Origin of the sequence: Clostridium sp. AN503 (assembly GCF_040719375.1) — a bacterium.
Lineage (GTDB): Bacteria > Bacillota > Clostridia > Lachnospirales > Lachnospiraceae > Brotaphodocola.
Window position 1 is genome coordinate 112437 of record NZ_JBFDTP010000001.1, and the last position, 25699, is coordinate 138135.

Annotated in this window: 25 protein-coding genes; 5 read left to right on the forward strand and 20 right to left on the reverse strand. The window is 51.0% G+C overall.

Going from position 1 to position 25699, the window contains the following annotated elements:
- Positions 1–41: 41 nt before the first annotated feature.
- Positions 42–1064: a tripartite tricarboxylate transporter substrate binding protein gene (locus AB1I67_RS00480; RefSeq protein WP_367027859.1), complete on the reverse strand. Its 1023-nt coding sequence runs from the start codon at positions 1062–1064 to the stop codon at positions 42–44.
- Between the two features lie 151 nt (positions 1065–1215).
- Between AB1I67_RS00480 and AB1I67_RS00485 the strand changes: the two genes are divergently transcribed.
- The gene (locus tag AB1I67_RS00485; protein WP_367027860.1) at positions 1216–2124 is read left to right on the forward strand and encodes a LysR family transcriptional regulator; all 909 of its coding nucleotides are present in this window, start codon (positions 1216–1218) and stop codon (positions 2122–2124) included.
- Positions 2125–2212: 88 nt separating this feature from the next.
- On the opposite strand, the gene AB1I67_RS00490 is transcribed toward AB1I67_RS00485, so the two are convergent.
- From AB1I67_RS00490 to AB1I67_RS00505, 4 genes are read right to left on the reverse strand one after another with little or no spacing between them, the layout of a single operon-like run.
- Positions 2213–3343, reverse strand: a complete 1131-nt coding sequence (locus AB1I67_RS00490) for a metallo-dependent hydrolase (protein WP_367027861.1) — start codon at positions 3341–3343, stop codon at positions 2213–2215.
- 11 nt (positions 3344–3354) lie between these two features.
- Positions 3355–4440, reverse strand: coding sequence for a TRAP transporter substrate-binding protein (locus AB1I67_RS00495; RefSeq protein WP_367027862.1), 1086 nt, complete (start codon positions 4438–4440; stop codon positions 3355–3357).
- 43 nt (positions 4441–4483) lie between these two features.
- Entirely contained in the window at positions 4484–5785 is a 1302-nt protein-coding gene (locus tag AB1I67_RS00500) for a TRAP transporter large permease (protein ID WP_367027863.1), read from the reverse strand.
- A complete protein-coding gene (locus tag AB1I67_RS00505) occupies positions 5785–6279 on the reverse strand; it encodes a TRAP transporter small permease (protein WP_367027864.1) in 495 nt (164 codons plus the stop codon). The genes AB1I67_RS00500 and AB1I67_RS00505 overlap by 1 nt, the downstream gene beginning before the upstream one ends.
- Before the next feature lie 158 nt (positions 6280–6437).
- Between AB1I67_RS00505 and AB1I67_RS00510 the strand changes: the two genes are divergently transcribed.
- Positions 6438–7364, forward strand: coding sequence for a LysR family transcriptional regulator (locus AB1I67_RS00510; RefSeq protein ID WP_367027865.1), 927 nt, complete (start codon positions 6438–6440; stop codon positions 7362–7364).
- 66 nt (positions 7365–7430) lie between these two features.
- Here the strand turns inward: AB1I67_RS00510 and AB1I67_RS00515 are convergent, their stop codons facing one another.
- Genes AB1I67_RS00515 through AB1I67_RS00535 form a run of 5 tightly spaced genes read right to left on the reverse strand, consistent with a single transcriptional unit; the run spans position 7431 to position 11289 of the window.
- Positions 7431–8267, reverse strand: coding sequence for an MBL fold metallo-hydrolase (locus AB1I67_RS00515; protein ID WP_367027866.1), 837 nt, complete (start codon positions 8265–8267; stop codon positions 7431–7433).
- Between the two features lie 18 nt (positions 8268–8285).
- The gene (locus AB1I67_RS00520; RefSeq protein WP_367027867.1) at positions 8286–9773 is read right to left on the reverse strand and encodes a tripartite tricarboxylate transporter permease; all 1488 of its coding nucleotides are present in this window, start codon (positions 9771–9773) and stop codon (positions 8286–8288) included.
- Positions 9774–9818: 45 nt separating this feature from the next.
- Positions 9819–10283, reverse strand: coding sequence for a tripartite tricarboxylate transporter TctB family protein (locus tag AB1I67_RS00525; protein WP_367027868.1), 465 nt, complete (start codon positions 10281–10283; stop codon positions 9819–9821).
- 18 nt (positions 10284–10301) lie between these two features.
- A complete protein-coding gene (locus AB1I67_RS00530; RefSeq protein ID WP_367027869.1) occupies positions 10302–11051 on the reverse strand; it encodes a tripartite tricarboxylate transporter substrate-binding protein in 750 nt (249 codons plus the stop codon).
- On the reverse strand, positions 11023–11289 hold the full coding sequence (locus AB1I67_RS00535) for a hypothetical protein (protein WP_367027870.1): 267 nt from the start codon (positions 11287–11289) through the stop codon (positions 11023–11025). The genes AB1I67_RS00530 and AB1I67_RS00535 overlap by 29 nt, the downstream gene beginning before the upstream one ends.
- A 214-nt stretch (positions 11290–11503) precedes the next feature.
- On the opposite strand from AB1I67_RS00535, the gene AB1I67_RS00540 reads away from it, so the two are divergent.
- Positions 11504–12445, forward strand: coding sequence for a LysR family transcriptional regulator (locus AB1I67_RS00540; RefSeq protein ID WP_367027871.1), 942 nt, complete (start codon positions 11504–11506; stop codon positions 12443–12445).
- An 81-nt stretch (positions 12446–12526) separates the two neighbouring features.
- Here the strand turns inward: AB1I67_RS00540 and AB1I67_RS00545 are convergent, their stop codons facing one another.
- From AB1I67_RS00545 to AB1I67_RS00560, 4 genes are all read right to left on the reverse strand, one after another.
- The gene (locus tag AB1I67_RS00545; protein ID WP_367027872.1) at positions 12527–12952 is read right to left on the reverse strand and encodes a bacteriohemerythrin; all 426 of its coding nucleotides are present in this window, start codon (positions 12950–12952) and stop codon (positions 12527–12529) included.
- A 100-nt stretch (positions 12953–13052) separates the two neighbouring features.
- Complete coding sequence (locus AB1I67_RS00550; protein ID WP_367027873.1) at positions 13053–13481, reverse strand: hypothetical protein; 429 nt, start codon at positions 13479–13481, stop codon at positions 13053–13055.
- A gap of 549 nt (positions 13482–14030) precedes the next feature.
- Entirely contained in the window at positions 14031–14933 is a 903-nt protein-coding gene (locus AB1I67_RS00555; protein WP_367027874.1) for a hypothetical protein, read from the reverse strand.
- A gap of 372 nt (positions 14934–15305) precedes the next feature.
- The gene (locus tag AB1I67_RS00560; protein ID WP_367027875.1) at positions 15306–15584 is read right to left on the reverse strand and encodes a hypothetical protein; all 279 of its coding nucleotides are present in this window, start codon (positions 15582–15584) and stop codon (positions 15306–15308) included.
- Here AB1I67_RS00560 and AB1I67_RS00565 point away from each other — a divergent pair.
- Entirely contained in the window at positions 15498–15719 is a 222-nt protein-coding gene (locus tag AB1I67_RS00565; RefSeq protein WP_367029125.1) for a TetR-like C-terminal domain-containing protein, read from the forward strand. The genes AB1I67_RS00560 and AB1I67_RS00565 overlap by 87 nt on opposite strands.
- Before the next feature lie 597 nt (positions 15720–16316).
- On the opposite strand, the gene garD is transcribed toward AB1I67_RS00565, so the two are convergent.
- The gene (garD, locus tag AB1I67_RS00570; protein ID WP_367027876.1) at positions 16317–17831 is read right to left on the reverse strand and encodes a galactarate dehydratase; all 1515 of its coding nucleotides are present in this window, start codon (positions 17829–17831) and stop codon (positions 16317–16319) included.
- Between the two features lie 160 nt (positions 17832–17991).
- Between garD and AB1I67_RS00575 the strand changes: the two genes are divergently transcribed.
- Positions 17992–18894: a LysR family transcriptional regulator gene (locus AB1I67_RS00575; protein WP_367027877.1), complete on the forward strand. Its 903-nt coding sequence runs from the start codon at positions 17992–17994 to the stop codon at positions 18892–18894.
- Positions 18895–18925: 31 nt separating this feature from the next.
- Here AB1I67_RS00575 and AB1I67_RS00580 read toward each other — a convergent pair whose 3' ends face one another.
- The 5 genes from AB1I67_RS00580 to AB1I67_RS00600 form a co-directional block, all read right to left on the reverse strand.
- The gene (locus AB1I67_RS00580; RefSeq protein WP_367027878.1) at positions 18926–19771 is read right to left on the reverse strand and encodes a sugar phosphate isomerase/epimerase family protein; all 846 of its coding nucleotides are present in this window, start codon (positions 19769–19771) and stop codon (positions 18926–18928) included.
- Positions 19759–20895: a glycoside hydrolase family 88 protein gene (locus tag AB1I67_RS00585; protein WP_367029126.1), complete on the reverse strand. Its 1137-nt coding sequence runs from the start codon at positions 20893–20895 to the stop codon at positions 19759–19761. The genes AB1I67_RS00580 and AB1I67_RS00585 overlap by 13 nt, the downstream gene beginning before the upstream one ends.
- Positions 20896–20980: 85 nt before the next feature.
- Positions 20981–23056, reverse strand: coding sequence for a glycoside hydrolase family 28 protein (locus AB1I67_RS00590; protein ID WP_367027879.1), 2076 nt, complete (start codon positions 23054–23056; stop codon positions 20981–20983).
- Positions 23049–24182: an alpha/beta hydrolase family protein gene (locus tag AB1I67_RS00595; protein ID WP_367027880.1), complete on the reverse strand. Its 1134-nt coding sequence runs from the start codon at positions 24180–24182 to the stop codon at positions 23049–23051. Before AB1I67_RS00595 ends, AB1I67_RS00590 begins: the two co-directional genes overlap by 8 nt.
- Entirely contained in the window at positions 24175–25698 is a 1524-nt protein-coding gene (locus AB1I67_RS00600; RefSeq protein WP_367027881.1) for a tripartite tricarboxylate transporter permease, read from the reverse strand. Before AB1I67_RS00600 ends, AB1I67_RS00595 begins: the two co-directional genes overlap by 8 nt.
- Position 25699 lies beyond the last annotated feature (1 nt).

Sequence of the window (25699 nt, forward strand, 5' to 3'; positions counted from 1 at the left end):
TTCCGGCAGATTTCCCACCTGCCGGAATCATCATTCCCTAATTATTTTGCAGAGAAATCAACGTTTTTGAGCAGCTCATCTATCTCGGCATATTTTGCCAGCCCTTCTTCTCCAGGAAGGAATGTGGGTGCCTGATAGTAGGATGCATAGATCTGATCCTGATACTCTTTATCATTCTCGATGATATCTTTCAGCGCATTGTTGAACTGGCTCACCAGAGCATCGTCCGTTCCCTTCGGGAATGCGATGAAATAGTAGAACGGAAGCTTGATCTCCTCATATCCAAGGTTATGGATCGCTTTGATATCGATGCCCTCATCCGCAACTACCAGATCCATCTCTCCATCCATCGCCAGCGGGACCAGGGTTCCCTCTTTTACATAATCCTTGATCGATCCGTAAGCAGCCAGGATCACATCCACATGTCCGCCTAACAGTGCAGCCAGACGGTCTGCGGCAGAACCTGCATCTACGATATTGATGTCAAATCCTGCATTTTTCATCTGCATTGCCACCGCATAGGAAGTTGCACCGGTCTGCGCCGCCATCTTTAACTCGCCCGGATGGCTCTTGGTGTACTCCATCAGCTCTTCTAAGGAATTGATGCCCAGTGAAGAGTTGACCGTCACCACGTTTCCTGCGCTCTGGCCTGCGATCGCCGCAAAGTTATAAGCGTCAAGGCCGTAGTCGGTCGCCCCGCACGCTTTGTTTACCAGAAACGCCGTATGGTAAAATACTGCCGAGCTTCCGTCCGGCTCCGCGTCCTTCACCTGGCGGGTTCCGGTGGCACCGCCGTTTCCGTTTACGTTAGATACCACGAAGTTTGCAGGCAGCTTCTCAGACAGCTTCTGTGCCAGAAGCCTCGCATTGAAATCAGTATCGCCTCCGGCGCTGGCCGGCACGATGATCTCCACATTCTTAGGCCATTTTACTTCTGCCGCCGCATCGCCTGCCGCGCTTTCCGTGCCGGATGCCTTTTCTGTTCCCTTAGAGCTTCCTCCGCATGCGGTTGTGGTACATGCAAGCGCCGCCGCCATCACCAGACATAAAAACCTTTTTTTCATACCTTTACCTCTCCTTTGTTAATGAATTTCTTTATTGACATTTTCTTAACTGGTGCTATTATATACCATATATATCAGTATGTAAAATTACTAGTTTTTCTTTTTCTCTTACTTTTACTTCTAACACACTGCCGCAGAAAGGAGTCCTTTTATGGATTTAAAACAAATCGAGTATATCGTCACTATCGCGGAGGAACGCAATATCACACGCGCCGCTGAAAAGCTTTTTCTCACCCAGTCCGGCTTAAACCAGCAGCTTTTAAAGCTGGAACGTTCCCTTGGCACGCCTTTATTTTACCGTTCTCACGGAGACTGCCGCCCCACGGAGGCCGGTGAGATCTATTTGGAGACTGCCCGGGAGATGCTGCGCATGAGGAGGGAGGCATTCAACCGGATCCACGACATTGTAGAGAGCAAAAAAGGCTCTCTGTCGGTAGGATTTACACCCGGAAGGGGCGTCGCCATGTTTTCTGCCGTCTACCCTGCGTTCCACCATGCCTATCCGGATGTCATCGTGGAGCCGATGGAGCTGAGTGTCCACAACCAGCAGAAACTGATCGCCCAGGGGAATTTAGATATCGGTTTTATGACTCTCCGGGACAATGATAAGACGAACGACCACTACATAGACATTGCGGAGGAGGAGATCATCCTGGCGATCCCCAGGAATTATCCGCTTGCTGAGCTGTCCATCCCCACAGCTTCCGAGCATTCCGTCATAGACATCTCACATTTTAAATACGAACCCTTTGTCCTGATGTACAAGGAATCCACGATCCGCTCTCTGGTCGATTCCATTTTCCAGGAAGCCGGCTTCACCCCTCATGTACTTTTTGACACCAGCAACACCGGGACCATCGTAACGATGATCCGCTCCATGCTCTGCTGCGGCATCATCCCCTACTATTACTACAAGCAGAATCCCGAAGGAATGTCCTGCTACCACCTCCCGTCCCACCCCAGCTGGCACATCGCCGTCAGCTACAAAAAAGGTGTTTACCTAAGCAACGCAGCCAAAGAGTTTATCCGTCTGGCTACTGAATTCTGGAACAATGTCTGACAGCCTGGGGCGAGGTATTTTAAGATCATAGAACATGAGACAAGTACAGCGCCGGCAAAATAGCCGGCGCTGCATGGGAGAATTTTATCTAACAAAAATCAGCCTGGCAGTACATGACGCGTCCGCCTTTCATTGTCCATTGCGGAACCAAAATCTGTGTTCCGCAAAATGTATGTCCGGCAAAATCCCTGTGATCCACTTTCCTTTTTTTTAACTTAAAAATCGCAAGATCGGCAGTGGTTTTGCTCTCCAGAGAGACCAGATCCATTCTTCCAAGCACGCGCGCCGGATTTAGGGTTACTGTGTCCAGAACCTGCTCCAGACTCATGCCCATGTCAAGATACCGGCTCATGATCCGTGGCAGGCTGTGGAGCGGCTGCGTGTAACATGAGGAGCTGTTGATATCAGAACTGATAATATCCGGGTAAAATCCCTGCTCCAGCGCTTTTTTACAGACATCCAGGTCATAGTTTTTTCGTCCGTTACTGGCATCAAACAGCACCCCGCGCCCCCTTGCCTTCTGCAATCCGCTCCTCACCCTTCCCTCATTATCCAGAATCGTCTCGCCTATGGACTGATAGGCATGGCAGATCACATCACCTGGCCGCAGTCTTGCAGCAAGATGTTCCAGAGGAATGGATGGATTTGTAATATGTACAATCACATTGCAGTTCAACTTTTCTGCCAGACCTACAGTTGCCTCCAGAGATTCCTCCGCTTCCTTTCCTTCAATAATCCCTTTAGACAACCTGGTTTTCAAACCAACCAGATTGTCGGGATACTTTCTGAACAAGGCTTTTATCTTCTCTGTATCAAAATACCGCGCCTCCAGATTTTCCGGATACTGATCCGTTCCCTGTCCGCCGCTGGCTGTCAAAAGAGCATTCAAAATCCGGACATCGCTGTATGCCATCACACTTTTTCTGTATAACTCATAATTTGCCGCCCCACAGCTTCCGCCATCCACCACCGTGGTGATTCCACAGGGGAATGATGCCACATCCGGATTCACCCCGTTTTCTGTACCATGATTAAAATAATGTACATGGTAGTCAATCAGTCCTGGGGTCACGATACAGTCAGATGCATCCACCGTGATAATATCCGTCCCCTCCAGCCGCTCGGCAAGTACGCCGTCCTGCACAGCCAGATCCCGGAGTTCAAAGCAGTGAAGCTGCGGATTATAAACTTTTCCGCCTTTTATCAAACATGCACTCACGCTGTCACTCCTTATTTTGCTGCTTCGATTGCTGCATTCAGTTCATTTACAAGTTCTTCGCCAAGGTTCTCTTTTACCATGTCGTAGACAACTGCTGCTTTTTCTTTCAACTCTGCCATGACTGCATCGTCCAGGGTGATGATCTCACATCCCGCGTCTTCGCAGGTTTTTTTATAAGAAGCAATGCTCTCATCTGCCTGTGCATTTGCATACGCAACTGCCTCTGCCGCACATTCATCCACTAAAGTCTTCACATTTTCCGGAAGGCTCTGGTACAAATCGTTGTTCATGAAGAACGTGATAATGTGCCCGATATGGTTTGTCTCAATCACGTATTTTTGAACTTCCTGCATGTTATTTCCGACAATATTCATGTAAGGATTTTCCTCGCCGTCGATGGTGCCCTGCTGCAGGCCCATAAAAACCTCCGTAAACTGCATGGGAGTGGCTGCTGCTCCCAGTGCATTCCAATATGCAATATGATATTGGTTTGTCATAACACGAATCTTCTGACCAGACAGATCTGCCAGGGAATGAACCGCCTTGTTGCTGGTCAATTCACGGAATCCCGCGTCCGAATAGCCTAACATCTGGATGCCGCCTTTATTATTAAACTCGTTCATTCTGTCTGTAAAATCACCCTGCAACACCGTTCTCATCTGCTCAACATTTTCAAAGAGATTTGGCATGTCAAAGATCGCATATTGGGGAATAAAATCAACCAAGTCTGTGGTCATGCCGCTCCCCATATCAATAGAACCACCAATTACAGCCTCCGTAAACTCTGTGGTATTGCCCAACTGACCGCCCGGATAGATGTCAACTGTAACCTTGCCGCCGGTGCGCTCATTCAAAAGCTCAGAAAATTTCTCTACCATCATATAATTGATCGTAGTCTCTGCAACGGTCATTGCTGCGGTCCAGTGATATTCAGGATAATCCTCACTGGATGCGGTCTGACCGCCATCTGATGCATCCTTCCCAGCTGTGGTTACCGCCGGAGCCTGGCTGTCTGCGCTCCCGGAAGAGGAAGATCCGCAAGCGGTCAGGGATGCTGCCATAGTTACTGCCAAAATTACTGATAATGTTTTCTTCATAATCATATATTCTCCTTTTCTATTTATATCTGCCCAGGACTTTTTAGCCCAAAATACTGGGCAAGAACATACTGAGCTGTGGAACAAATGTAATTAACATCAATGAAATAAAAAATGCAATTAAAAACGGAACTGTAGCCCTGGCCAAACGCAATACCGGAATCTTGGTCATGCCGGATGCCACAAACAAATTGATACCCATGGGCGGCGTAACCATGCCGATTGCCAGATTGCAGGTCATGATAATACCAAAGTGAACCGGATCCACACCCACTGCCGTCGCGATCGGCACCAGAATCGGGGTTAGAATCATAATATTCGGTATATTGTCGATAATCATACCGCACACCAGCATAATCATATTCATAATCAGCAGGATCACAATGGCATTGTCGGAAACAGACAATACCGACTGGCTGATAGACTGTGGGTAACGCAGCATGGTTAAGCATCGCGCAAACGAGGTTGCCGCTGCAATCACAAACAGGATATTGACGTAGGTTTTTGCCCCTTTCATAAATACCTGCCCCAAATCACGTATGCGGATGCTTTTATAAATAAAGATGCACACAAACAGCCCGTAGAACACACTGATAACCGCAGACTCCGTCGGACTGCAGATTCCGGAATAAATGGTTCCCAGAATAATTACCGGTGTAAGCAGCGCCCAGAAACATTCTTTTAATAACGGCAGGAATCCTTTTGCACGAATCTTCTCATAATTCTTCTGGAGCTTTTCTTTATCCTCGCCGTGGCGCCTGCAATATATCCAGCTGTAAAACATCAGGCTAACTCCGATCAGAATGCCAGGAACTATCCCTGCGGTAAACAGTCTGGAAGGCGAGGCATTCGCCGCAGCCGCATACACGATGTAAGAAATACTGGGCGGGATAATTACGCCCAACCCGCCTGCAACCGTTACGATTGCGGCGGCGAAAATCTTTTCATAGCCCATGCTCACCAGAAATGGAATCGTCATGGCCCCCACGGCAGAAACCGTTGCCGGTGACGAGCCGGAAATAGCCGCATAAAACATGCATGTTACGATAACAGCGCAGGGAAAACCTGCAGTTTTATTGCCGATAAAATAGGCAAAGAAGTTAAAAAGCTTTTCAGATATACCGCCCTCTGCCATAATCATGCCGGATACCATAAACAGCGGCACTGCCAGAAGGGTAAAACTGTTCATGCCTGCAAACATACTTCGCGCCACATCCACGGAGCTGTATGCAAAATCCGGATTCATAAGGCTTGGCAGGATAGACATAATACCAAATACACCGCCCACCGGCATTGCAATGACCAGAAGAGTTGCCATGATGATAAAGAATACTCCGATTGCCATTATGCTTCCCCCTCCTCATTCTTATCCCTGCCCATCAATGTCAGAACCGTCATCTCAACATACCGCAGAATTGTAAGCGCCACGGTGAATGCCATCACAGCGTACAACCATTCCAGCGGGATCTGCAGCGCCGGGCTGGCCTGTCCTACTTTTGCAGCGTTTCGGATAATACCGGTGGTTCCCTGCATCAGCCATACCAGAAACAAGACCATCCCCACGTTGCAGATCACACCCAGAATTTTCTGTGCTTTTTTCGGCAAAATCATGGTCAATGTGTCCACCTTGATGCTAGAGTTCATCCGCACCGCACAGGGAAGGCTGAAAAATGCCGACAGTGCAAGGCAATAGCAGCAAACCTCATCGGACCAGCTCAGCGCATGATGGAAAAAGTAACGCATAATTACATTTCCAAATGCAAGAACGCTCATGATGATCAACAGCCCTGCCAGGATCATCAGCTCAAAGTTCTTGTCAAGCCATTTAATAACCTTCATCTCTCTTCTCCTTTTGTTAATTTTGCCTAATTGTTTTTCAATTAGTACTTTAAAATCATTATAATTGTGATATAGTAGAAAGTACAGTTACTAATTATTATATCTGTTTAAAGTAAAACTAATAATAAGAACACTCATAAAGAAAGGGAAAACTCTCTATGGACTTAAAACAACTGGAATATATGGTAGCAATCGCTGATCATGGGAATATCTCCAAAGCCGCCGCATCCCTTTTCATCACGCCATCCGGTCTGAATCAGCAGCTGATCAAATTGGAAAAAGAGCTGGGAGTACAGTTATTTTATCGAAACAAACATAGCCTGCGGATGACGCAGGCGGGAGCTATCTACGTAAATGGCTCCAGAGAAATTCTTCACATTCGCAAAAACACCTATACGCAACTAGATGATTTAAAAGGGAATACCACAGGCGAAATCCGTCTCGGGCTTACCCATGAACATGGGATCGACCTATTCACCTCCGTTTTTCCGGAATTTAACCGCCATTTTCCCGGGATTACCTTTTTTCTGCAGGAAGCCATTGTGGCTCAACAGCACACCATGATTCACAACGGGGAATTGGATCTGGGAATTGTTATGCTGGATGAAAAAGAAAAAGCAGATATGGAATATATCAAAATTTTTAATGAAAATCTAGTACTTGGAATCTCCCGCAGCCATCCTATGGCAAAATATGCCTCGAAACCGGGAGAACCTCTTACGGTCATTGATTTAAGCTTGTTTCGGGATGATAAATTCTCCCTGATCTTCTCCGGCTCCACCATGCGCCGGGTGCTGGATCCCGTATTTAAACAGGCCGGATTTCAACCGAAGATCCAGATTGAAACCGCCATGAATCACGCTCTGGTAAAGCTTGTCCGCATTGGGCTGTGCTGCACCATCATCCCCCAGTCGCGTGCGGAAATTGATAAAAACAGTGAGGAAATCGCCTGGTTTTATCTTTCCTCCCGCCCCAACTGGAATGTATATTTCGTCCACCGCAGGGACACGCAGTTCAGCGAAGCGACTCGATTTTTTATTCAATTGGCTCAGATTTACGGGGTAACATTGGAACAAAACCAATAATGACCGGCACAGGCAGATAGCCGGAGCCATGCATCCCACATAGCTCCGGCTATCTGTCTTCCATCTCTATTTCATCAGGGCTTTCACCTGCCGCACCCGCTCATCCACAAACTGGTTCCAGACTGTACTGTCCAGATAGGGCTGCGTCTCATGGGTATAGGTTCCTGCACGGTCCATGATCTCGATCTGGTTCGGATGGCTGGGCAGCGCGATATCCACATGAATTTTCTTTAGTTTCTCCGCATCATCCAGGAATCTCTCCCTGAGCGCGGGTGTTAAATATTTACTGTCAGCATAATACTCATCATTCATGGTATTAGCTCCCACGCCTCCATGCATGGCGATCTGGTAGATCTCACCGTTTACCGGATTTTTCTCACTCCAGAAAAAACTGGTGCAGCCGATGGTATGGCCGGGCGTCAGCATGGTATGTATGGTGATATTGCCCAGGGTGATCGGCTGATCGTCCGCATAGTAACAGTCCGGCTCAAACATCTGCGGATGGGAGTCCTTGTCAAGTACCATGGTCTCCTCCGGACAGGCTTTCATAAATTCGTGATCCTCATGGGACAGATAAAGCTTTGCCCCGGTCAGTTCTTTCATCTGGGCGGCTGCCCCGCAGTGGTCAAAGTGCGCATGGCTGATCAGGATCAGCTTGATGTCATCCAGCTTATATCCCAGTTTGTAGATTGAATCCACCATCAGATACGTGCTCTCCGGTATGGCGGTGTCGATCAGGATCAGGCCGGCTCCCGTATCGATCAGATAACAGCCCACCCAGGTCTGCCCTGCCACATACCATGTCTGCGGCGATACCTGAAACGGTTCCACAGCAAGGGTCCACGGCTCATAGGCCAGGGTCTCCACCGGATGCGGGATTGCAGGGGTACAATGAAACGGCATAGTATATCCTCCTCGTCTTTAACTCTTTTTGGCTTTCGCGAACACGCTCTTTATGATCGGTGAAAACACACAGCCAATCCCGATGATCATGAATACACAGGAAATCGGTCTTGTGAAGAATGTCGCCGCCGTCCCCGTGTTCTGGAACGCTTTTAACATGTTGCTCTCCAGCGTCGGTCCCAGAATGAATGCGAGGATCAAGGGAGAGGTAGGCAGCCCGCCGTATGCCATCAGGATGCCGATAGCAGCAAACACCAGCATCATTCCGCATTTATACAGGCTGCTGGAATCCACATATGCGCTGATAAAGGAGATGATCAGCAGAGCCGGATACATATAGTGATACGGCACCTTTAAAATCTGTGGGAACAGACGCATACCCAGGGCCTGAAGCACCAGGCAGACGACCGCACAGAGAGCAACCACTGCAAACATCAGATAAATGATATTGCCGCTGTTTCGAAATACCATCGGCCCCATCTCCAGTCCATGGATCGTCAGGGCGCCGATCAGCAGCGCGGTGGTGGAATCGCCGGGGATGCCAAGGGCAGCCATGGGGATCATGGAGCCGCCGATCGCCGCATTGTTGGAGCATTCGGACGCCCACAGTCCTTCCGGATTTCCTTTGCCAAACGATTCCGGGGTCTTTGATGCATTCTTCGCCATGGAATAAGCCACCAGGTTGGAGAGACCGGCTCCCATCCCCGGAAGGAACCCGATCCCAAGGCCTACCAGCCAGGAGCGGACAATATTTACTATATTCTCTTTTATTTCTTTAAAGGTAATCCCAATCCCCTTGATAGACTTGGTGTCTACCTCCGGCAGCGGATCAAAGCCTCTGCCATAAGCCAGCACAATGCTGCTGACGCCGAACACACCGATCAGCACCACGGTCATGCCCAGCCCGCCCATCAGGTACATATTGTCAAATACGAACCTTGGCTCCGCATCGATGGGGGAAAATCCCACAGAGGCAAGCAAAAGCCCAATGGAAGCAGATGTAAGCCCTTTGAACATATTGCCCTTTGAGATGGCAAGCACCATGGTAATGGCTACAAAACACAGTCCAAAATACTCCCACGGCCCCAGCATGAATGCGATGTCGGCAACCTTCTGGCTTAAAAGCGCGCCTGCGATGGCACTGAAAAAGGTGCCGATGAAGGAAGCGACCATACCAATTGCCAGCGCCTTTCCCGCTTTGCCCGCCTTACTCATGGGATATCCGTCAAAACAGGTGGCTACTGCCGAAGCAGAGCCGGGAATGCCAAGGAGCACCGAACCGATGAATGCGCCGGAGCATCCGCCTACCCAGAGGGCAAGGAGGAATACGATGGCTCCGCCGGCGTCCATGGAATAGGTTAGGGGCATGAACAGCATAACCGCCAGCGTTCCGGAGAGTCCCGGGATCGCGCCGAAGATCATACCGATGATATTTCCCGCCAGCAGAAGGACCAGGTTGAACGGCACCGTCACCTGCTGGAGGATATATGGAATATACTCTAACATAAGATTTTCCTCTCTCTATCACATTTTCCTGAAATCAGCGCATGGTCAGCCGAACAGTTCCCCCATAGGGACGCCCAGACCGAAGGCAAATACATAGATGACATAGATAGCCGCGGTCAGCAGGACCGTGTAGATCAGCCTGCCTTTCAGCGTGGAACTGCTGCCCTTCGCGTATAAGGTCGTAAGCGCATAGCAGATCACCGGCGTCATCACCAGATAGCCCACATACTTCATTCCAAGAATATACAGAGCCAGCAGTCCGATGGAGGCCAGGACACGGAGCCATCCTTCCTTCACAAGAAATACCGGTTCCTCCTTCTGGCTTTTTGTTGACTCCACAAAAATACCTGCGCCGCACACAATGAATCCGGCTACGGCGATCATCGGCAGGGCCTTGGGTCCCGGGTATGATGCCGCAAACGGCACCTTGAACTGACTGACCAGGACCGCCACTATGATTCCCAGCAGCACAAGGACTGCGCCTGTAATTTGGTCTCGTTTTAATTTCATAACTTCCTCCAGACTGGTTTACTTCTGTTTTAACCCGAGTTCCTCTACCACAGTATTGATGTTTGCCTGTAACTCTGCCACCAGCTTCGGCCCTTCCTCATAGGCCATGAATTCCATCGCCATACCCGCCGGTTCCAGGGTCTTATTTACTTCCTCGCTGGCTGCGGCTGCGGCATAATAATCATACAGCTTCTTCGCTGTCTCCTCGCTCATATCCTTAGGCCCGCAGAACAGGTTTACGGTGGCAAAGGTACAGTCGACGCCCTGCTCCTCAAAAGAAGGAACGTCCGGCAGAACCGTGCTTCTGGCTCCCTCGTCGCCGTTGCTGACCACCGCCAGGGCAACTGCCTTGCCGGACTCCACATACTGCTTCGCCTGGTTTGCATTTACCATAGCGCCGTCAATGGTCCCGCCCACTAAGGCCGTCAGCTTCTCCGTATCGGAACCTGCCTCCACATATTTTGCGTTGATCCCGGATGCTTTCACGAACATACCGGTCATGATATGGCTGGTTCCGCCTGTCTCCACACCCAGCTTCATTTCTTTGCTTTCTGCCGCCTTCAAAAAATCTTCCAGGGTTGCAATGCCGCTGCCCGCCGATACCACAAAGGTATACTGCGCTTTGTCTGTACCCTGGGATACGCCGATGATCTTAAAATCATCCGCCGCGCTCTTATCATAGACTCCGGTCGCAGTCTTGATCAGCATGGTCGTATGGAACTGCAGAAGCTTGCTTCCGTCATTTTTCGATGTGCGCACCGTCTCCATGGCGACCACACCGCCGCCGTTCTGTATTATTGACCACCGTCATATTGATCCCTGCATCCTGGGAAACCTTTGTGCTTAACGCTCTTGCCATCACATCCGTGCCGCCGCCTGCCTTCGCCGGAACCTGCACTTCAATCGTCTTGGGAAGCCCGCTCTTTGACCCGCCGCCGGAACATCCAGTCAACATGGCCGCCGCCATAACCCCCGCCAATACTGCACTCAACACCCTTTTCTTCATACCGCTTCTCTCCTTTTTCACATTTGTGGTAATGCTACATTTGTTTCTCAACAACCTTGAATTCTTTGGATGATTTTATTATAATGGCATTATATACTTAATTCAACTTAGTAGTTTTAATATTTTCTCTTAATATATTTAAGCTTCTTTAAACGCAACTGGCTGTCGTTTTGGCACAACCGTTATGCATTTGGTACAAACAGTAGGAGGTCATATGGATTTACGTCAGATTGAAAATATCATTACGATCGAACAGGAACAGAGCATTTCCCGGGCGGCGGAAAAGCTTTTCCTCACCCAGTCCGCATTGAACCAGCAGCTTCTTAAACTGGAACGGGAACTGGGGACCCCGCTGTTTGAACGCCGCAAACACAGCATGATCCCAACTCTGGCAGGGCGTATTTATCTGAATACAGCCAAACAGATGATAAGCATGAAGCAGGATACCTACCGGATCATTCATGACATCTCTGAAGAGAAGATCGGAGAGATATCGGTTGCCTTCACGCCTGAGATGGGCGCCATGATGTTTTCCCATATTTATCCCGTTTTTCACGAAAAATATCCGGATATTACATTCCGGATCCAGGAAGTGCGCGGCAAAAAGATGGAACAGCTTTTGCTCCAGCGGGAAGTGACCTTTGCATTTGCTATCTACTATGACAACACGAAACATCCCGAACTGGACTACATCGATATGGAGTCAGAACGCATGGTACTTGGTCTTCCTTCCAGCCATCCGCTCGCTTATATGGGAGGAGACCGCAGTTATGAGACCTTCCCTCCTATAGACTTAAAGCTGCTTAAAAAAGATAAATTTGTCCTGCTCTCTAAAGAGACCAAGATGCGGGACATGATCGACCTTGCTTTTATACATGCAGGCTTTCACCCGGACATACTGTTTGAATCCACCACTACCCGGACTGCCTTCAATATGGTTTCCAAGCAGATCGCTCCCGCCTTTTTTCCGCAGTCTTATGTGGATCCACAGGCTCCTATCGTATACTTTTCGGTGAATCCTCAACAAACCTGGATGCGCAGCGTTGCCTTTTTAAAGGGATGCTATATGACTAAGCCGGAAAAGTATTTTATCGGTTTGGGGATTGAATATATGAGGGGAATGTTGCATGAAACGATGCAGCCAAAAAAGGAATGACAGACTATATGCGGTGAAGATTTATCAAATGAAAAACTCCGGGCCCACAAGGACACCGGAGTGTGATCAGTAATACGATCTTTAAATCCTGTTTTCATTATCCCTCATGAACCGGTACTCGGCTACCGAACGGTCAAACCCACGGATATGGTTGTACAGCCACTCCACCACATTGCGGTTGACCTGCTTTACAAAATCCTCGCTGGGGCCTTCCTGCTCTTCCAGCATGTCGTACAGATCACGCACCACCTGTCGCAGCTCCTCATGCTTCTTTTTGTGCTCCTCAAAAGCCGGATAGCCGATCTTCTCCTGAAGCTCTTCCTCCGCCTTAAAGTGGAACTCCGTATAATCCGCCAGATAGTCCAGGGTCTCCACCGCCTCCCGCTTAGCCGGTTTCTCGTTCTCGCAGAGCAGCAGCAGGTTGTTGATCCGGCTGATCAGTTCCCGGTGCTGGTCGTCTATCATCTTATCGCCTGTCAATAAGGAATCATCAAATATAGCTTCCATAGCAGTCTCCCTTCCATATCTTGTCAAAATCAATATTAATTATTAATACTAATTTAATTTTATAGGATACAGATTGAAAAGTCAAGAACTTTAGGTCTGGCTATTTTTCCTGCTGTTCGCGAATATTTTTACAGATTGCTTCCACCTGTGCAGCATCGATCTCAAGCATATCTGCGATCTCAGGCTCGGACAAACCTTTTGCCAGTTTTTTTCTGATCTGATTGGTCAGATATTCCTCCAAAGCTTCCTCCACTTTCTCTTCCACCTGGTCATTGACAATCACCTTCATCCGCAGTTCTTCATCATAATCCGTCAAAAACACATCTATCACCTCCGCCCGATGTTTGGAGAGAATATCCGCTAAGATCCCCTGCGCGATGCAGGAATCTACTGCCGCCCCTACTGCTTCTTCCACCGTCAGTCCACTGTCCTGATACTCCCGGATCCGCTCAATAAACTGTGCGTACTCCTTTAATTTGCGGCACTGCTCCATCAGTTCACGGTTCTTTCCGTAATTGATATTCAGCATGATGGCTTTCACCTCCAGGCAAGGCTCCTTTTGCTCCTGAACTGAGTTTCCCTCGATTGTAAGAGCTTTGATGCTCCCAAAGATTGAGCACATTCCCCACCATAAAGGATATATCGTTTTTGATCCCCATATAGATAGCGTCCTCGATCGTGGTGAACTCAAGCTCCTGCGGGTCCGTGTAGTGGGTCCCGTTTTGGCATTGTAAAGGCTCAGCAGATCATGCCGTTCCCGGAATACCAGTAAGAACAGTCTCTCCTTATGTTTTCTGTTTACCGTTAAATTCATCATATGTACCTGATACCTCCATTATAAAATTTTTTCACGTCCAATACAACCTATAATCAGAAAATCACGCGATAATCATAAGGGCATCCCTCCATCCTGATACACTCCGGCATTTTTGAAAGTCTGCGGCGATAAGCCATAATAAATAGAATTACTGAACTGTCTGCGGGACGAGAGTCCCGCGAAAGTTTGAATAATGGCGACAGTATAAAGCACTTCTCTGCTGATGTCAACAAGTATTTTCTTGAGTTTTTCATCTTTATGTCAGTCTGAATCTTCCGAATGTTCGCGGATATTTTTGCAAATCGCTTCCACCTGCGCTACGTTGATCTCAAGCATATCCGCAATCTCTGGCTCAGACAAACCTTTTGCCAGTTTTTTCCTGACCAGACCGGTAAGATATTCCTCCACCCGGTCGTTACCAATCACTTTCATACGCAGTTCTTCATCATAATCTGTCAAAAACACATCTATCACCTCCGCCCGATGTTTGGAGAGAACATCCGCTAAGATTCCCTGTGCGATGCAGGAATCTACTGCCGCCCTTACTGCTTCTTCCACCATCAGCCCACTGTCCTGATACTCCCGGATCCGCTCAATAAACTGTGCGTACTCCTTTAATTTCCGGCACTGCTCCATCAGCTCGCGGTTCTTTCCGTAATTGATGTTCAGCATGATGGCTTTCACTTCCAGGCAAGGTTCCTTTTGCTCCTGAACAGAGTTTCCTCCGTTTCCCGCCTGTGTCCGGATAAATGCATCCGACAGCCGCAGTTCCATCCGGTCCGGCTCATCCTTCCGCCCATTGTAAAAGACAATATACTGTGGGAATGGAAGGGGTTTCAGCCTGCTGCCATAGATATTGATCCCATGGCTGTCCGTGTATTTCTGATACAGCCTGGAAAAATACGACAGGCCGCGCACCGGCATATTGGGATTGTAAGAACTTTGATGCTCCCAGAGATTGAGCACATTCCCCACCATAAAGGATATATCGTTTTTGATCCCCATATAGATAGCGTCCTCGATCGTGGTGAACTCAAGCTTCTGCGGATCCGTGTAATGGGTCCCATTTATGGCATTGTAAAGGCTCAGCAGATCATGCCGTTCCCGGAATACCAGTAAGAACAGTCTCTCCTTATGTTTTCTGTTTACCGTTAAATTCATCATATGTACCTGATACCTCCATTATAAAGTTTTTTCTCGTCCAATACAACCTATAATCAGAAAATCACGCAACCATCATAAGGGCATCCCTCCATCCTGATACACTCCGGCATTTTGAAAATCTGCGGCGATAAGCCATAAATAAATAGAATTACTGAACTGTCTGCGGGACGAGAATCCCGCGAAAGTTTTAATAATGGTGACAGTATAAAGCACTTCTCTGCTGATGTCAACCGTCATTTTCTTGATTTTGCATTTTTCTTGAATACCACATTTTAACATAGAATAGAAAAAATTGAGCGTGCATTTGTCGGACTGCTCCAGGAAAAAGGACTGGCGCAGATCAGTGTATCAGATATCTGCAAGATTTCCAGTCTAAACCGCAGCACCTTCTATGCCAATTACACGGATATCTACGATCTTGCCGATACCATACGGGAAAAGCTGGAAAACAGCCTTGGCGAACTGTACCAGGCCGAGATCACCCAGGGGTTCAACAGCAATGATTACCTCAAGCTGTTTCGTCACATCCGGGATAACCAGATCATTTACCAGACCTATTTCCGCCTGGGATATGACGGAAACTACCGGATCATGACCTATGACCGCCATCTGGCAGAGCAGCATTTTGAAAACCGTTTTATCGAATATCATATGGAATTTTTCAAAAGCGGACTTACAAAGATCATAAAAATGTGGCTGGAAAACGGCTGTCAGGAAACGCCGGAGGAGATGTTTGAGATCATAAAAAGTGAGTACCGCGGTCGCGAGGAATTCTTTGCAGGGTGAACGCACTATTTCAGTCCCCCCTGCTTTTCCGGTTGTATTTATGAAATAATGATCTTATCCCTTCCAGGACAATACCATAGAACAGAAAGGTCAAAACGGAACCCAGATACCAATAGATCGATATTTGACCAGTAATTGTATTACACGGAATTTGCCGTCCAGATTCCAGCAAATTGTATAAATAGCCCTGCGAATCAGCTATCATATCCAGTAATGGATTGAGACCAATCAGTACAATGCTTTTTGAATCTTGTCCAATCTGGTGCATAAAAATCTCGAAAAAAGATATCATCAGAAACCAAAAAGGAAAGGACAATCTTAATTTTTTCAATACAACGCCTCCACCTGATAGAAAGTCTACTGTATACTTTACCCGTCTAAAACGAACAAACATACAGGCAGCTTTTTTCATTCTAATATGTGCACAGGGAAATGTCAAACAGGTCATTTTCTCTCATTATTTCTTATTGTTTCATACTGCGGTCCAGGACCTGATTTCCCATCCCCATGATACAGAAAAAGGACAGCCCCCGTGACCATCCTTTTCTGTCTTACCCATCAAATATCACAGCACCCGCACGTCCGCCGATCCCCTCATCAGGTGATAGGCGCCGGATTAAAGATGCACAGATCATTGTGCAGCTTATACTTCTCCGCAAAGCACTGCTTCCGCCCGCTTGCCACATCGATGATCTCGTGGAATAATTTCGTCCCGATCTGCTCGATGGTGGCCTCTCCGGTCGCCACCGGCCCGGCGTTCACATCGATCAGATCCTGCCACATATTCTTCATCTCATTTCTGGAGCAGACCTTGATGACCGGCGCGATCGCCAGGCCGTAAGGGGTCCCCCGTCCTGTCATAAATACCTGAAGGCCGATGCCGGAAGCCAGCTGGCACGGTCCGCAGACGATATCGCTGGCCGGGGTAGCCGCATAGATCAGTCCTTTTTTGCTGGGCTTCTCCGCCGGGGAGAGCACTTCCACGATCGGGGAGGTGCCGGACTTGGCGATAGAACCCATGGCTTTCTCCACGATGTTAGCCAGCCCGCCCTTCTTGTTGCCCGGGGTCGGGTTGGCGCTGCGGTCCACCTGTCCGTTTTCCAGATAATTGTCATACCACTTCATCTCGGCGGCCAGCTTTTTGCCCACCTCCTCGTTGATACAGCGGTGCGCCAGCAGGTACACGCCGTCGCGCACCTCCGTCACCTCGGAAAACAGCACGGTCGCTCCGCCCTTTACCAGCATGTCTGCCGCGTACCCGGCGGACGGGTTTGCAGAAACGCCGGAAAATGCGTCGCTGCCGCCGCACTGCATGCCGATCAGCAGATCGGACAGGGGCAGGGTCTCACGCTTCCGCTCATTTAAGATCGCAAGCTTTTTCTCCGCCATCTCCATCAGGGAATCGATCATATCGTCAAATCCCTTTTTCTCCTGTAAAATGATCACATTTTCCGGGGTAATGTCCGCCTCGTCGCAGAGCATTTCCACCGTAAATTTCTCACAGCCCAGTCCTACCACCATCATCTGACCGCCAAAATTCGGATGCTTGGACAGATTGCGCAGAGCGCGGATCGGGACCTTCGCCTCCGGCGCATTGATGGCGACGCCGCATCCATATGCATGGTTGATCGGGACAATGTCATCCACGTTCGGGTACTTGGGCAGCAGTTCCTTTTTCATCCGCTCCACCGCCACATTGAGCACTCCGGTCACACACTGGACCGTAGTGCTGATGCCCAGGATATTGCGGGTCCCGGCAGGACCACCATTGGGATTCACATACCCCTCCCAGGTGGTCACCGGCGGAGTCGGCAGCTCCGTCACGATGTTGGTCGCAAACTCCATGCTGTCCACGTCCGGCGGGGTCGGCAGCTCCAGCATATGTTCATTGATCCAGTCGCCTTTCTGGATCGGATCGATCGCATAGCCTAATACCACCCCGTAGCGGATGATCTCTCCGTCCTTTGGAATGTCACAGAGGGCGATCTTGTGGGCCTGCGGGATGTCCTGGCGCGCTGTCACGCCCTCCATCACTTCCGTTCCGGCCTTGATATCCTGGACAGCGATCGCAACGTTGTCCTGTTCCTTGATTTTCACATAAAGTCGCGGCATGATATCCTCCTCATTTTGTTATTTCCTGATTCCATTATACTGCACAGCAAATAATAAGTGAAATTAATTATATTTTTTATAAACTTATTTTTATTAAGTATTGTCCTTTTCTCATGGGGCCGCTATAATACTCATGAAGCGCATGAAAAGGAGGCCCGTCATGGACTTAAAACAGATCGAATATATTGTAAAAATTGATGACGAACGCAGCATCACCCGGGCGGCTGAAAAGCTTTACTTAACCCAGTCAGCACTCAACCAGCAGCTTTTACGGCTGGAAAAGGACTTGGGCGCCCAGCTGTTCCACCGCACCAAGTCCGACTGGAGCCCCACCCCCATAGGGGAGGTCTACTTGGAAAATGCCAGGGAGATCCTGCGGATCAAGCAGCGGACTTACAATATCATCAGCGATATGGCCGCCACCAAAAAAGGCCGGCTCTCCATCGCCTTTACCCCGGGCCGCGGCAGTGAGATGTTCACCCACGTCTACCCGGCATTTCACCAGATCTACCCCAACGTGATCGTGGAACCGCATGAGCTGAGTGTCCACAAACAGCAGGCGCTCATTGCACAGGGGGATTTAGATATCGGATTCCAGACCCTGTCAGAACGCCAGAAGACAAACGACGCCTACATAAAGCTTGGAAGCGAGGAGATCTTCCTGGTGATCCCCAGCATCCATCCGCTGGCAGGGATGGCTGCGCCTGCAGGCGAGCCGTATAAGGTCATAGACCCGTCCCTGCTGCAATACGAACCGTTTGTGCTGATGTACAAAGAATCCACCATACGCGCCATCACCGACGAGATCTTTAAAAGCTCCGGCTTCACACCGAACATCCTGTTTGAAACCGCCAGCAACAGCACCATACTCTCCATGATCCAGGCCCACCTGTGCTGCGGCGTGATCCCCCGGCATTATGTGAAAAATGCGCCGGAGGGCACCTGCTGTTTTTCCTTTCCGTCGCATCCCCACTGGGACATTGTCGCCAGCTACCGGAAAAACGCCTATCTGAGCAATGCCGCCAGGACCTTCATTCAGCTGGCAAAGGATTTCTGGATATAGGTCCATGCCGATTATCTCATTTGACAGGTTTTTATACACTCTCGTATAATTCCCTCATCCTCGCCCCGCAGAATGCGGCGTTCTCCGGGGTGGTATTTTCCAGGGTGCCATAGATAAAGGGTTTTTCCCTTTTAATAAACTTCATGACCGGCGTAAAATCCATCTCCCCGGTCCCCGCTCCAACAGCTTTCAAGCCATAGCCTTCCTTCACCCGGACAAAATCCTTAAAGTGCACCATGGCGATGTCCGGGCCTAAAAGCTCTATGGCTTCCGCAAACACTTCCTCCCTGTGGTCCACATTTTCAAGATCCAACATGTTGACCGGATCAAACAGGATCTGGAGATTGTGGGAGCCGATCTCATCAAGCACCGTCCGTGCACGTTTCGCATTCCAGACAATATGGCGGGCCACCGGCTCGATCGCCAGGATCACTCCGAACTGTTCCGCACAGCGCACCACCGGCTTTAGATTCCGGATGAAACCGGACAGCGCCGCATCCGACCTGCATTCCGGGCAATACCGGTATTCTGCATTGGGAGCGCCTGTTTCAGTCCCCACCATGCCGCAGCCCAACAGGGAGGCAAACCGGATATGGGCGTAATACTTCTCCAGGGACTGGCGGATCACCCCCTGATCCGGATGGGCAAGGTTTAAATAATTCCCCAGGACAGCCACATCCATTTCATGTTGGGCAAACAGATTCTTCAGATAGTGGGCATAACCGGGCGTCAGTGCAGACGGAGTGCAGGGATATTCCTTCATTGCTTTGGAAAGAGCAAGATGGACACAGCTGTAGCCCTTTTCCTTCACTACCGGAAGCAGGTCTTCTATCGGCAGCTGTTCTGCGTCATGGAGGCGAAGCCCTAATTGCAGCATGCTCCATCCCCCTTTCCATCCTGACGGCCCCTGAGCAGCTGTTCACTGACCGCCATCATACAGGCTCCGGTCCCGTGCTGGTTGTCCGTCATCTGCGGCTCGCTTACGTAGTATTCCGTCTTTCCGCTGCGGTCCTTACGGTTGTGAGGGTCAGGCCCCTCGCCAAGTCCTGCGCTGGCGCAGATCCCGTAGAGATGCCAGCCGTCCGCTTCCTTTCTCAGATACATATCGCGGATGCCGTCCAGAACCCGGCTGCCCTGCTCCCCATAAGGATCCGGAAGCATGTGCAGGCGCGCGCCCTTCATCATCGCATATGCTGCCATCGCGCTCCCGGAGGTTTCCAGATAGTTGCCTGGGTATCCGGCCTGGTCCACTACCTGGAAAAACATATGGGCCGTCTCATCCTGATACTGCATGATACCGTCCACAGCATTCTTTAGAAGCTCCGCCAGTTTTGCTGCCCGCGGGGTGTGATCCTTTGCCAGCTCGTAGACATCGGTCAGCGCCATCAAAAACCACCCTTCCGCCCGCAGCCAGACTGCCGGGCTGCATCCAGTCACCGGGTCCGCCCAGGCCGCCCTGCGGCTCACGTCACACCCGTGAAGGTATAACCGGCTCTCCTCATTCCACAGAAGACGGTGCGCACTCTCAAACTGGTCCAGCACATCGTCCCAGCCATCCTCCCCGCTCTCTGCAAGGCATTTGGCATAAAACGGCATCGCCATGTAAAGGCCGTCCAGCCACACCTGGTCCGGATAGATATCCTTGTGCCAGAAATTCCCCGTCTCTGTCCGCGGATAATCCTTTAAAAATTCATATGCCTTTTTAACCCCTTCCCCGTAACGCAGATCTCCAGTCAAGTCCCTTAAGATCCGCAGGGATTTCCCAAAACTGACCTTATCAATATTGTGTTCACCCTCATTCCAATTGGATACGGAGCCATCCTCCTTCACCAACCATCTGCCGCTGTCGGCAATATAACGGTTCCAGACCGGGTCCTTTGTCGCCGCGGCCAGCTTCGCCGCCCCGATTACGCAGAGGTCATCCTTATAATTCCATGGCTTCTCGCTGAGGAACCGTGGAAAAGCTGTTTTCATATATTGTGAAAAATACTCTAACCACATCAAATTCATTCTCCTTCATCATCCTTGTCATAACGTCAGATGCTGCCAGGTCCCACCAGATTCCGTCAGTTCCCATCAAATCCCATCAGATCCCGGCAAAATCAGCCACCCGGTTTAAAACCCACACGGCTTCTCCCACAGTCACAAAACGCCGCGGCGCGAAGCAGCCGTCCGGGTCCAGCTCCATAAATCCAAAGTACAGGGCGCGTGCCACATTGGTGCCGTAATTGTTACTCACCTGGCACACATCGGCGCAGTCCGGCATGGTGCTGGACGCGTTCCGGTAATTCACACCGCACGCCTGCATAGCTACCGTCGCCATCTCCTGACGGGTCACATAGCCCTCCGGCCATGCCCCTTTTTCTGCATCCGGCGCAAGAAAACCATTTCGGATCGCAGCAGCCATGGCATCTTTTTCCAACGTCACAAGGGCTGTTGGCACTGACTGAGCCAGCGGCCCCATCATCTCTGCCAGCTGTCCCCTGGTGATCAGAGCGTCCTCTGGCGTCCGCTCCAGCCCGCAAAGCATCCCGCGGCAGAACAGACGCTGCCGCTCCTCATTCTCCAGAATACCAGCCTCCGTCTCTTCAAGAATCCTGTAACTTTTGCTGGTTTCTGTATTTCCGCTGTCATCCTCAGCTGTCACCCTCACATAATGAGCGGCAAGGCTCTTTTCTTTCATGAAAAATGTCTCTCCCACGCCTTTGTCCTCCCACTCCACGCCGTCCACGGAGGTCTGCCACAAAAAACGGCAGGGTCCCTGGCCGCCGCAGTTTTCGGCGGAAGCCTCCACCGCCCGTCCCCTCACAGGCACCCCCAGTATCCTCACATGATCCGGACGAGGAAAACGCTTTCCATTGATCACCACCCGCTCTATAAACGGCTCCTTCCAGTTCATGCCGCGCATAGGCCGCGCAACTCCGTCGATCCGGATATTGCACAGCTTCAGCCCGGTTATGGGGACTTCCTCAAACGCCTCCAAAAAGATTCCGTAATCGCCTCCATGGGCGGTGATATTTTCCACCGTTATGTTGTGGAATACAGGCAGATCGCTCCCATTTCTTCCGTCCTCGTACAGCATGGTACCGTGGACCGCCGCCCCGTGGACATGATCCATCACACTGTCAGCCAGAATCACATCCTCCACCCGGCCGCCCCGGCGCGCGTTGGTCTTTAAGCGCAGTGCATAGGTCAGATTGGGGCTGCTGAAACGGTTGTTGACTGCCAGCACACGGCGGATCCCACCGCTCATCTCGCTGCCAAGGGCGATCCCTCCATGACCGTCCGCAAATTCATTCTGTTCGATCAGAACATTCTCACAGGGCACGTTAGCGATCCGCCCGTCCCGGTCCCGGCCGGACTTTAAGCTGATACAGTCATCGCCGGTGTCAAACCGGCAGTTTAAGATATGTACCCCATTGCAGCTTTCCGGGTCGCAGCCGTCATTGTTGGCTCCATGACTGGAAAGCATGACCCCGTCCACCGTAAGGCTGCGGCACATGACCGGATTCAACTGCCACATGGGGCTGCGGCGCAGGGTGAAGCCCTCAAGGAGCACCCGCTCACAGCGGATCAGCTGGACAAAATTCGGCCTTAAGTAATGTCCCGGCCCGAACACCCGCTGCTTAACCGGAACACCCTCCAGATTCATCCGCCGAAGCCTGTTGCGGTCCTCAAGCTGCAGATCTGGCCTGTCATCCGACCAGGCGTTTTCCACCTGATGATGCCAGTCCCACCAGTGCGCCTCATCCGCCCCGCCGTCCAGTATCCCTTCCCCCGTCACCGCAATATCATGGACGCCGCAGGCATAGACAAGCGGGCTGTAGTTGTAGCATGGCGTCGCCTCCCAGTGTGTAAACACCACTGGATAATGAACCTCCGGATTCTCATTCTCAAACAGAATGACCGTCTCTCTGCTCTCAAGGTGCAGCTCCACCCCGCTCTTGAGCCGCAAAGCCCCGGTGCGGTATCTGCCGGCCGGAATCACAAGCCTGCCGCCGCCCTCCCTGCTGACCAGATCGATAGCATTTTGCAGGGCGTCCGTCTGCACCCTGTCACGGTCCGGCGTCACGCCAAGCAGCGGGGCCTGGAATTCCCGGTCCGGAATCCGGGGCCGTTCTATTTGTTCCAGGATTGTTTTCCTGAGTTGTAATTTATCCATGAAAAGCCTCCCCGTCGATAAGCTGTTCCAAATTCGTTTTCAGATTCCCGCCGTGCCACCGGTGAGGTCCTTCACAGATCTCATGCAGGACCCGGTCCGGCGCGCCCAAAAGACGGTACGCCGCATGTACGGTTTCCATCTGTTCCATAACATTGGCGATTCCCCGCGGCCCGTTCAGTCTGTCTTCCCGGCAGGACTGGACAAGAAGCGGCCTTGGAGCGATCAGGCTTGCAATATCGCCCATATCCAGATGCTCCCAAAGATGAGGCACATAGTTGCAGGAGCAGTTTTCATTCAGAGCCAGCAGCGCGTCCTTAAACCCGTACAGATATCCACTGACCACTGCCAGACGGATCCGGTCGTCCAGAGCCGCCAGCCAGAGCGTCTGCATCCCGCCGCCGGAAAATCCGAGACAGCCGATGGCAGACGTATCCCATTCTCCCTGCTCCAGAAGATAATCCACGGCCCGCATCAGATCCCAGGTAAACATCCCGGCCACCGGGATTCCCAGAGGCTCTCCCATGTGCGCGAGACGGTAACAGTCCCCTCTCATGGCTGTATCCGGGTTCTGTGTGTCCTCAGCATTTTCCCGGCGTTCTCCAAAGCCCCGGCAGTCCGCACAGACCGCCACATAACCCAGTTTTGCAAGCTGACAGCCGTAGTCATAACCATACTGCCGGATCTTTGTCCGTACCGCGCGGTACTGTCCCAGACCCGCCACCGTATATTTCCCCGCGCCGTTATGTCCGGGCGGGCATAAAAACGGCATGGAGGACGGACCGGCTCCCGTAGGGACCAGAAGGTACATAGTCATCCAGACATCCGGCTCCACCTGGATCCTCACATGTTCTCTCCGGACGCCGCCCGGCAGGATCACCGTCTCCTCAAGCACCGGGCTTAAAGGGCAGGTTTCCATCTTCTCAAAGCCCAACAGATCTTTTAGGAGCGTCCTCATTTTACTCCTCCACTGTTCAAATTCTTCCCGGGTTTTGCCCACAAAGCAGTCCTTGCGGGCAAACCGGTCGAATTTCCTCAGCATGGAAGGAAGGCTCCCATAGCTGATCCTGACCTCAGGAAATTCCGGGAACTGGGGCTTGTCCCTTAAATCACTGACAAACTCAGTCATCGTTACTATCGCTCCCGGCCGCTGCGGACGCGGCCTCTTTTTTGTTCTTCAAGTGCTCCGATAAAACCGGCCAGATCACGCAGAACACGGAAGCCAGCAGCAATGCGCAGGAGATCGGGCGGGTAAAGAACTCGGAGTAACTGCCATGCGCATAGCTGATCCCCTGACGGAAATACCGCTCCAGCTTGCTGGACAGGATAAACGCCAGCACCAGCGGTGAAGTGGGAAGCCCGCTCATGCTCATAAAGATTGCCAGCAGGCACAGAGCCAGCATCACATAAATGTTAAACATGGTGTTGGAGATCCCGTATCCTCCGATGTAGCAGATAACCAGGATCACCGTATACAGGTAATGGTACGGAACCTTCAGTATGTACGGGAACCAGCGTTTTGTGACGATCTGGACGATATAGGTCACGATCGCCGCCACCATTACACAGGCAAAGATCAGCATTGCCAGGTCCGGCTGCTCCGTCATGAACAGGGGGCCCGCCTGAAGCCCGTGGATCGTAAGTCCTGCGATCAGCATCGCCGTGATCCCGTCCCCCGGGATACCCAGGGCCATCATCGGGATCAATGCTCCGCCCAGGGACGCGTTGTTTGCGGTCTCAGAGGCCCAGACGCCCGCCGGATTGCCTTTCCCGAAGCTCTCCGGATCTTTGCTGATGCTCTTGGCATAGCCGTAGGCAACCATGTTGGAGATCCCGGAGCCCATGCCCGGCAAAAACCCGATCCACAGGCCGGAAACAAAGGCAAACGCAATGGTCTTTATATTCTGGAGGATATCCCGGAAGCCAACGCCCAGCCCCTTCATATTCACCACGTCGGCCTCCGGCATCTTCGCCTCGCCTTTGGCGGAATCCCGGATGATCTGGCACATTGCGAACATTCCCAGCATCTGGGCTACCGTGCTGATGCCGGAACTTAAATACACATTTCCAAAGATAAAACGGTTGGAGCCATTGATCGGGTCCATACCGATACACCCCAGCAGAAGGCCGATGCCCGCCGCCATAATCCCTTTAAAGATATTTCCCTTAGAGAGGGAAGCGATCAGGGTGATGGCGCAGAAGCACAGGGAAAAATACTCCCACGGTCCCAGGTGCAAAGCAAACTCTGCGATCACCGGGGAAAGAACCGTCGCCAGAGCCACCGAACCCACCGTACCGATAAAGGACGCAGTCATGCCAATGCCCAGAGCTTTGCTGGCCTGGCCGTTCTTGGTCATGGGAAACCCGTCGAAGCAGGTCGCGATCGCCGAGGAGGAACCCGGGATTCCGATAAGCACCGCGGAAATAAAGGTTCCCGACACGCCGCCGATCCAGATTGCAAGCAGCAGTACAAACGAGGTCTCTGTGGAAAGACCAAAGGTCACGGGCAGCAAAAGCGCAATCCCCAGCGTTGCGGAAAGCCCCGGGATCGCTCCGAACACAATGCCCAGACAGACCATCGCAATGATCAGCAGCAGGTTGATCGGCTGTAAGCAGACCAGAAGCGCACTTATATATTCTGTCATT

Bases quoted from the DNA above. Each gene is read 5' to 3' on its own strand.
- AB1I67_RS00480 (WP_367027859.1), bottom strand. From the start codon at position 1,064: ATGAAAAAAAGGTTTTTATGTCTGGTGATGGCGGCGGCGCTTGCATGT.
- AB1I67_RS00485 (WP_367027860.1), top strand. From the start codon at position 1,216: ATGGATTTAAAACAAATCGAGTATATCGTCACTATCGCGGAGGAACGC.
- AB1I67_RS00495 (WP_367027862.1), bottom strand. From the start codon at position 4,440: ATGAAGAAAACATTATCAGTAATTTTGGCAGTAACTATGGCAGCATCC.
- AB1I67_RS00500 (WP_367027863.1), bottom strand. From the start codon at position 5,785: ATGGCAATCGGAGTATTCTTTATCATCATGGCAACTCTTCTGGTCATT.
- AB1I67_RS00505 (WP_367027864.1), bottom strand. From the start codon at position 6,279: ATGAAGGTTATTAAATGGCTTGACAAGAACTTTGAGCTGATGATCCTG.
- AB1I67_RS00510 (WP_367027865.1), top strand. From the start codon at position 6,438: ATGGACTTAAAACAACTGGAATATATGGTAGCAATCGCTGATCATGGG.
- AB1I67_RS00515 (WP_367027866.1), bottom strand. From the start codon at position 8,267: ATGCCGTTTCATTGTACCCCTGCAATCCCGCATCCGGTGGAGACCCTG.
- AB1I67_RS00520 (WP_367027867.1), bottom strand. From the start codon at position 9,773: ATGTTAGAGTATATTCCATATATCCTCCAGCAGGTGACGGTGCCGTTC.
- AB1I67_RS00525 (WP_367027868.1), bottom strand. From the start codon at position 10,283: ATGAAATTAAAACGAGACCAAATTACAGGCGCAGTCCTTGTGCTGCTG.
- AB1I67_RS00530 (WP_367027869.1), bottom strand. From the start codon at position 11,051: ATGGAGACGGTGCGCACATCGAAAAATGACGGAAGCAAGCTTCTGCAG.
- AB1I67_RS00535 (WP_367027870.1), bottom strand. From the start codon at position 11,289: ATGAAGAAAAGGGTGTTGAGTGCAGTATTGGCGGGGGTTATGGCGGCG.
- AB1I67_RS00540 (WP_367027871.1), top strand. From the start codon at position 11,504: ATGGATTTACGTCAGATTGAAAATATCATTACGATCGAACAGGAACAG.
- AB1I67_RS00545 (WP_367027872.1), bottom strand. From the start codon at position 12,952: ATGGAAGCTATATTTGATGATTCCTTATTGACAGGCGATAAGATGATA.
- AB1I67_RS00550 (WP_367027873.1), bottom strand. From the start codon at position 13,481: ATGCTGAATATCAATTACGGAAAGAACCGTGAACTGATGGAGCAGTGC.
- AB1I67_RS00555 (WP_367027874.1), bottom strand. From the start codon at position 14,933: ATGATGAATTTAACGGTAAACAGAAAACATAAGGAGAGACTGTTCTTA.
- AB1I67_RS00560 (WP_367027875.1), bottom strand. From the start codon at position 15,584: ATGATATTCGATAAAACGGTTTTCAAAATGCTGCTCTGCCAGATGGCG.
- garD (WP_367027876.1), bottom strand. From the start codon at position 17,831: ATGCCGCGACTTTATGTGAAAATCAAGGAACAGGACAACGTTGCGATC.
- AB1I67_RS00575 (WP_367027877.1), top strand. From the start codon at position 17,992: ATGGACTTAAAACAGATCGAATATATTGTAAAAATTGATGACGAACGC.
- AB1I67_RS00580 (WP_367027878.1), bottom strand. From the start codon at position 19,771: ATGCTGCAATTAGGGCTTCGCCTCCATGACGCAGAACAGCTGCCGATA.
- AB1I67_RS00585 (WP_367029126.1), bottom strand. From the start codon at position 20,895: ATGTGGTTAGAGTATTTTTCACAATATATGAAAACAGCTTTTCCACGG.
- AB1I67_RS00590 (WP_367027879.1), bottom strand. From the start codon at position 23,056: ATGGATAAATTACAACTCAGGAAAACAATCCTGGAACAAATAGAACGG.
- AB1I67_RS00595 (WP_367027880.1), bottom strand. From the start codon at position 24,182: ATGACTGAGTTTGTCAGTGATTTAAGGGACAAGCCCCAGTTCCCGGAA.
- AB1I67_RS00600 (WP_367027881.1), bottom strand. From the start codon at position 25,698: ATGACAGAATATATAAGTGCGCTTCTGGTCTGCTTACAGCCGATCAAC.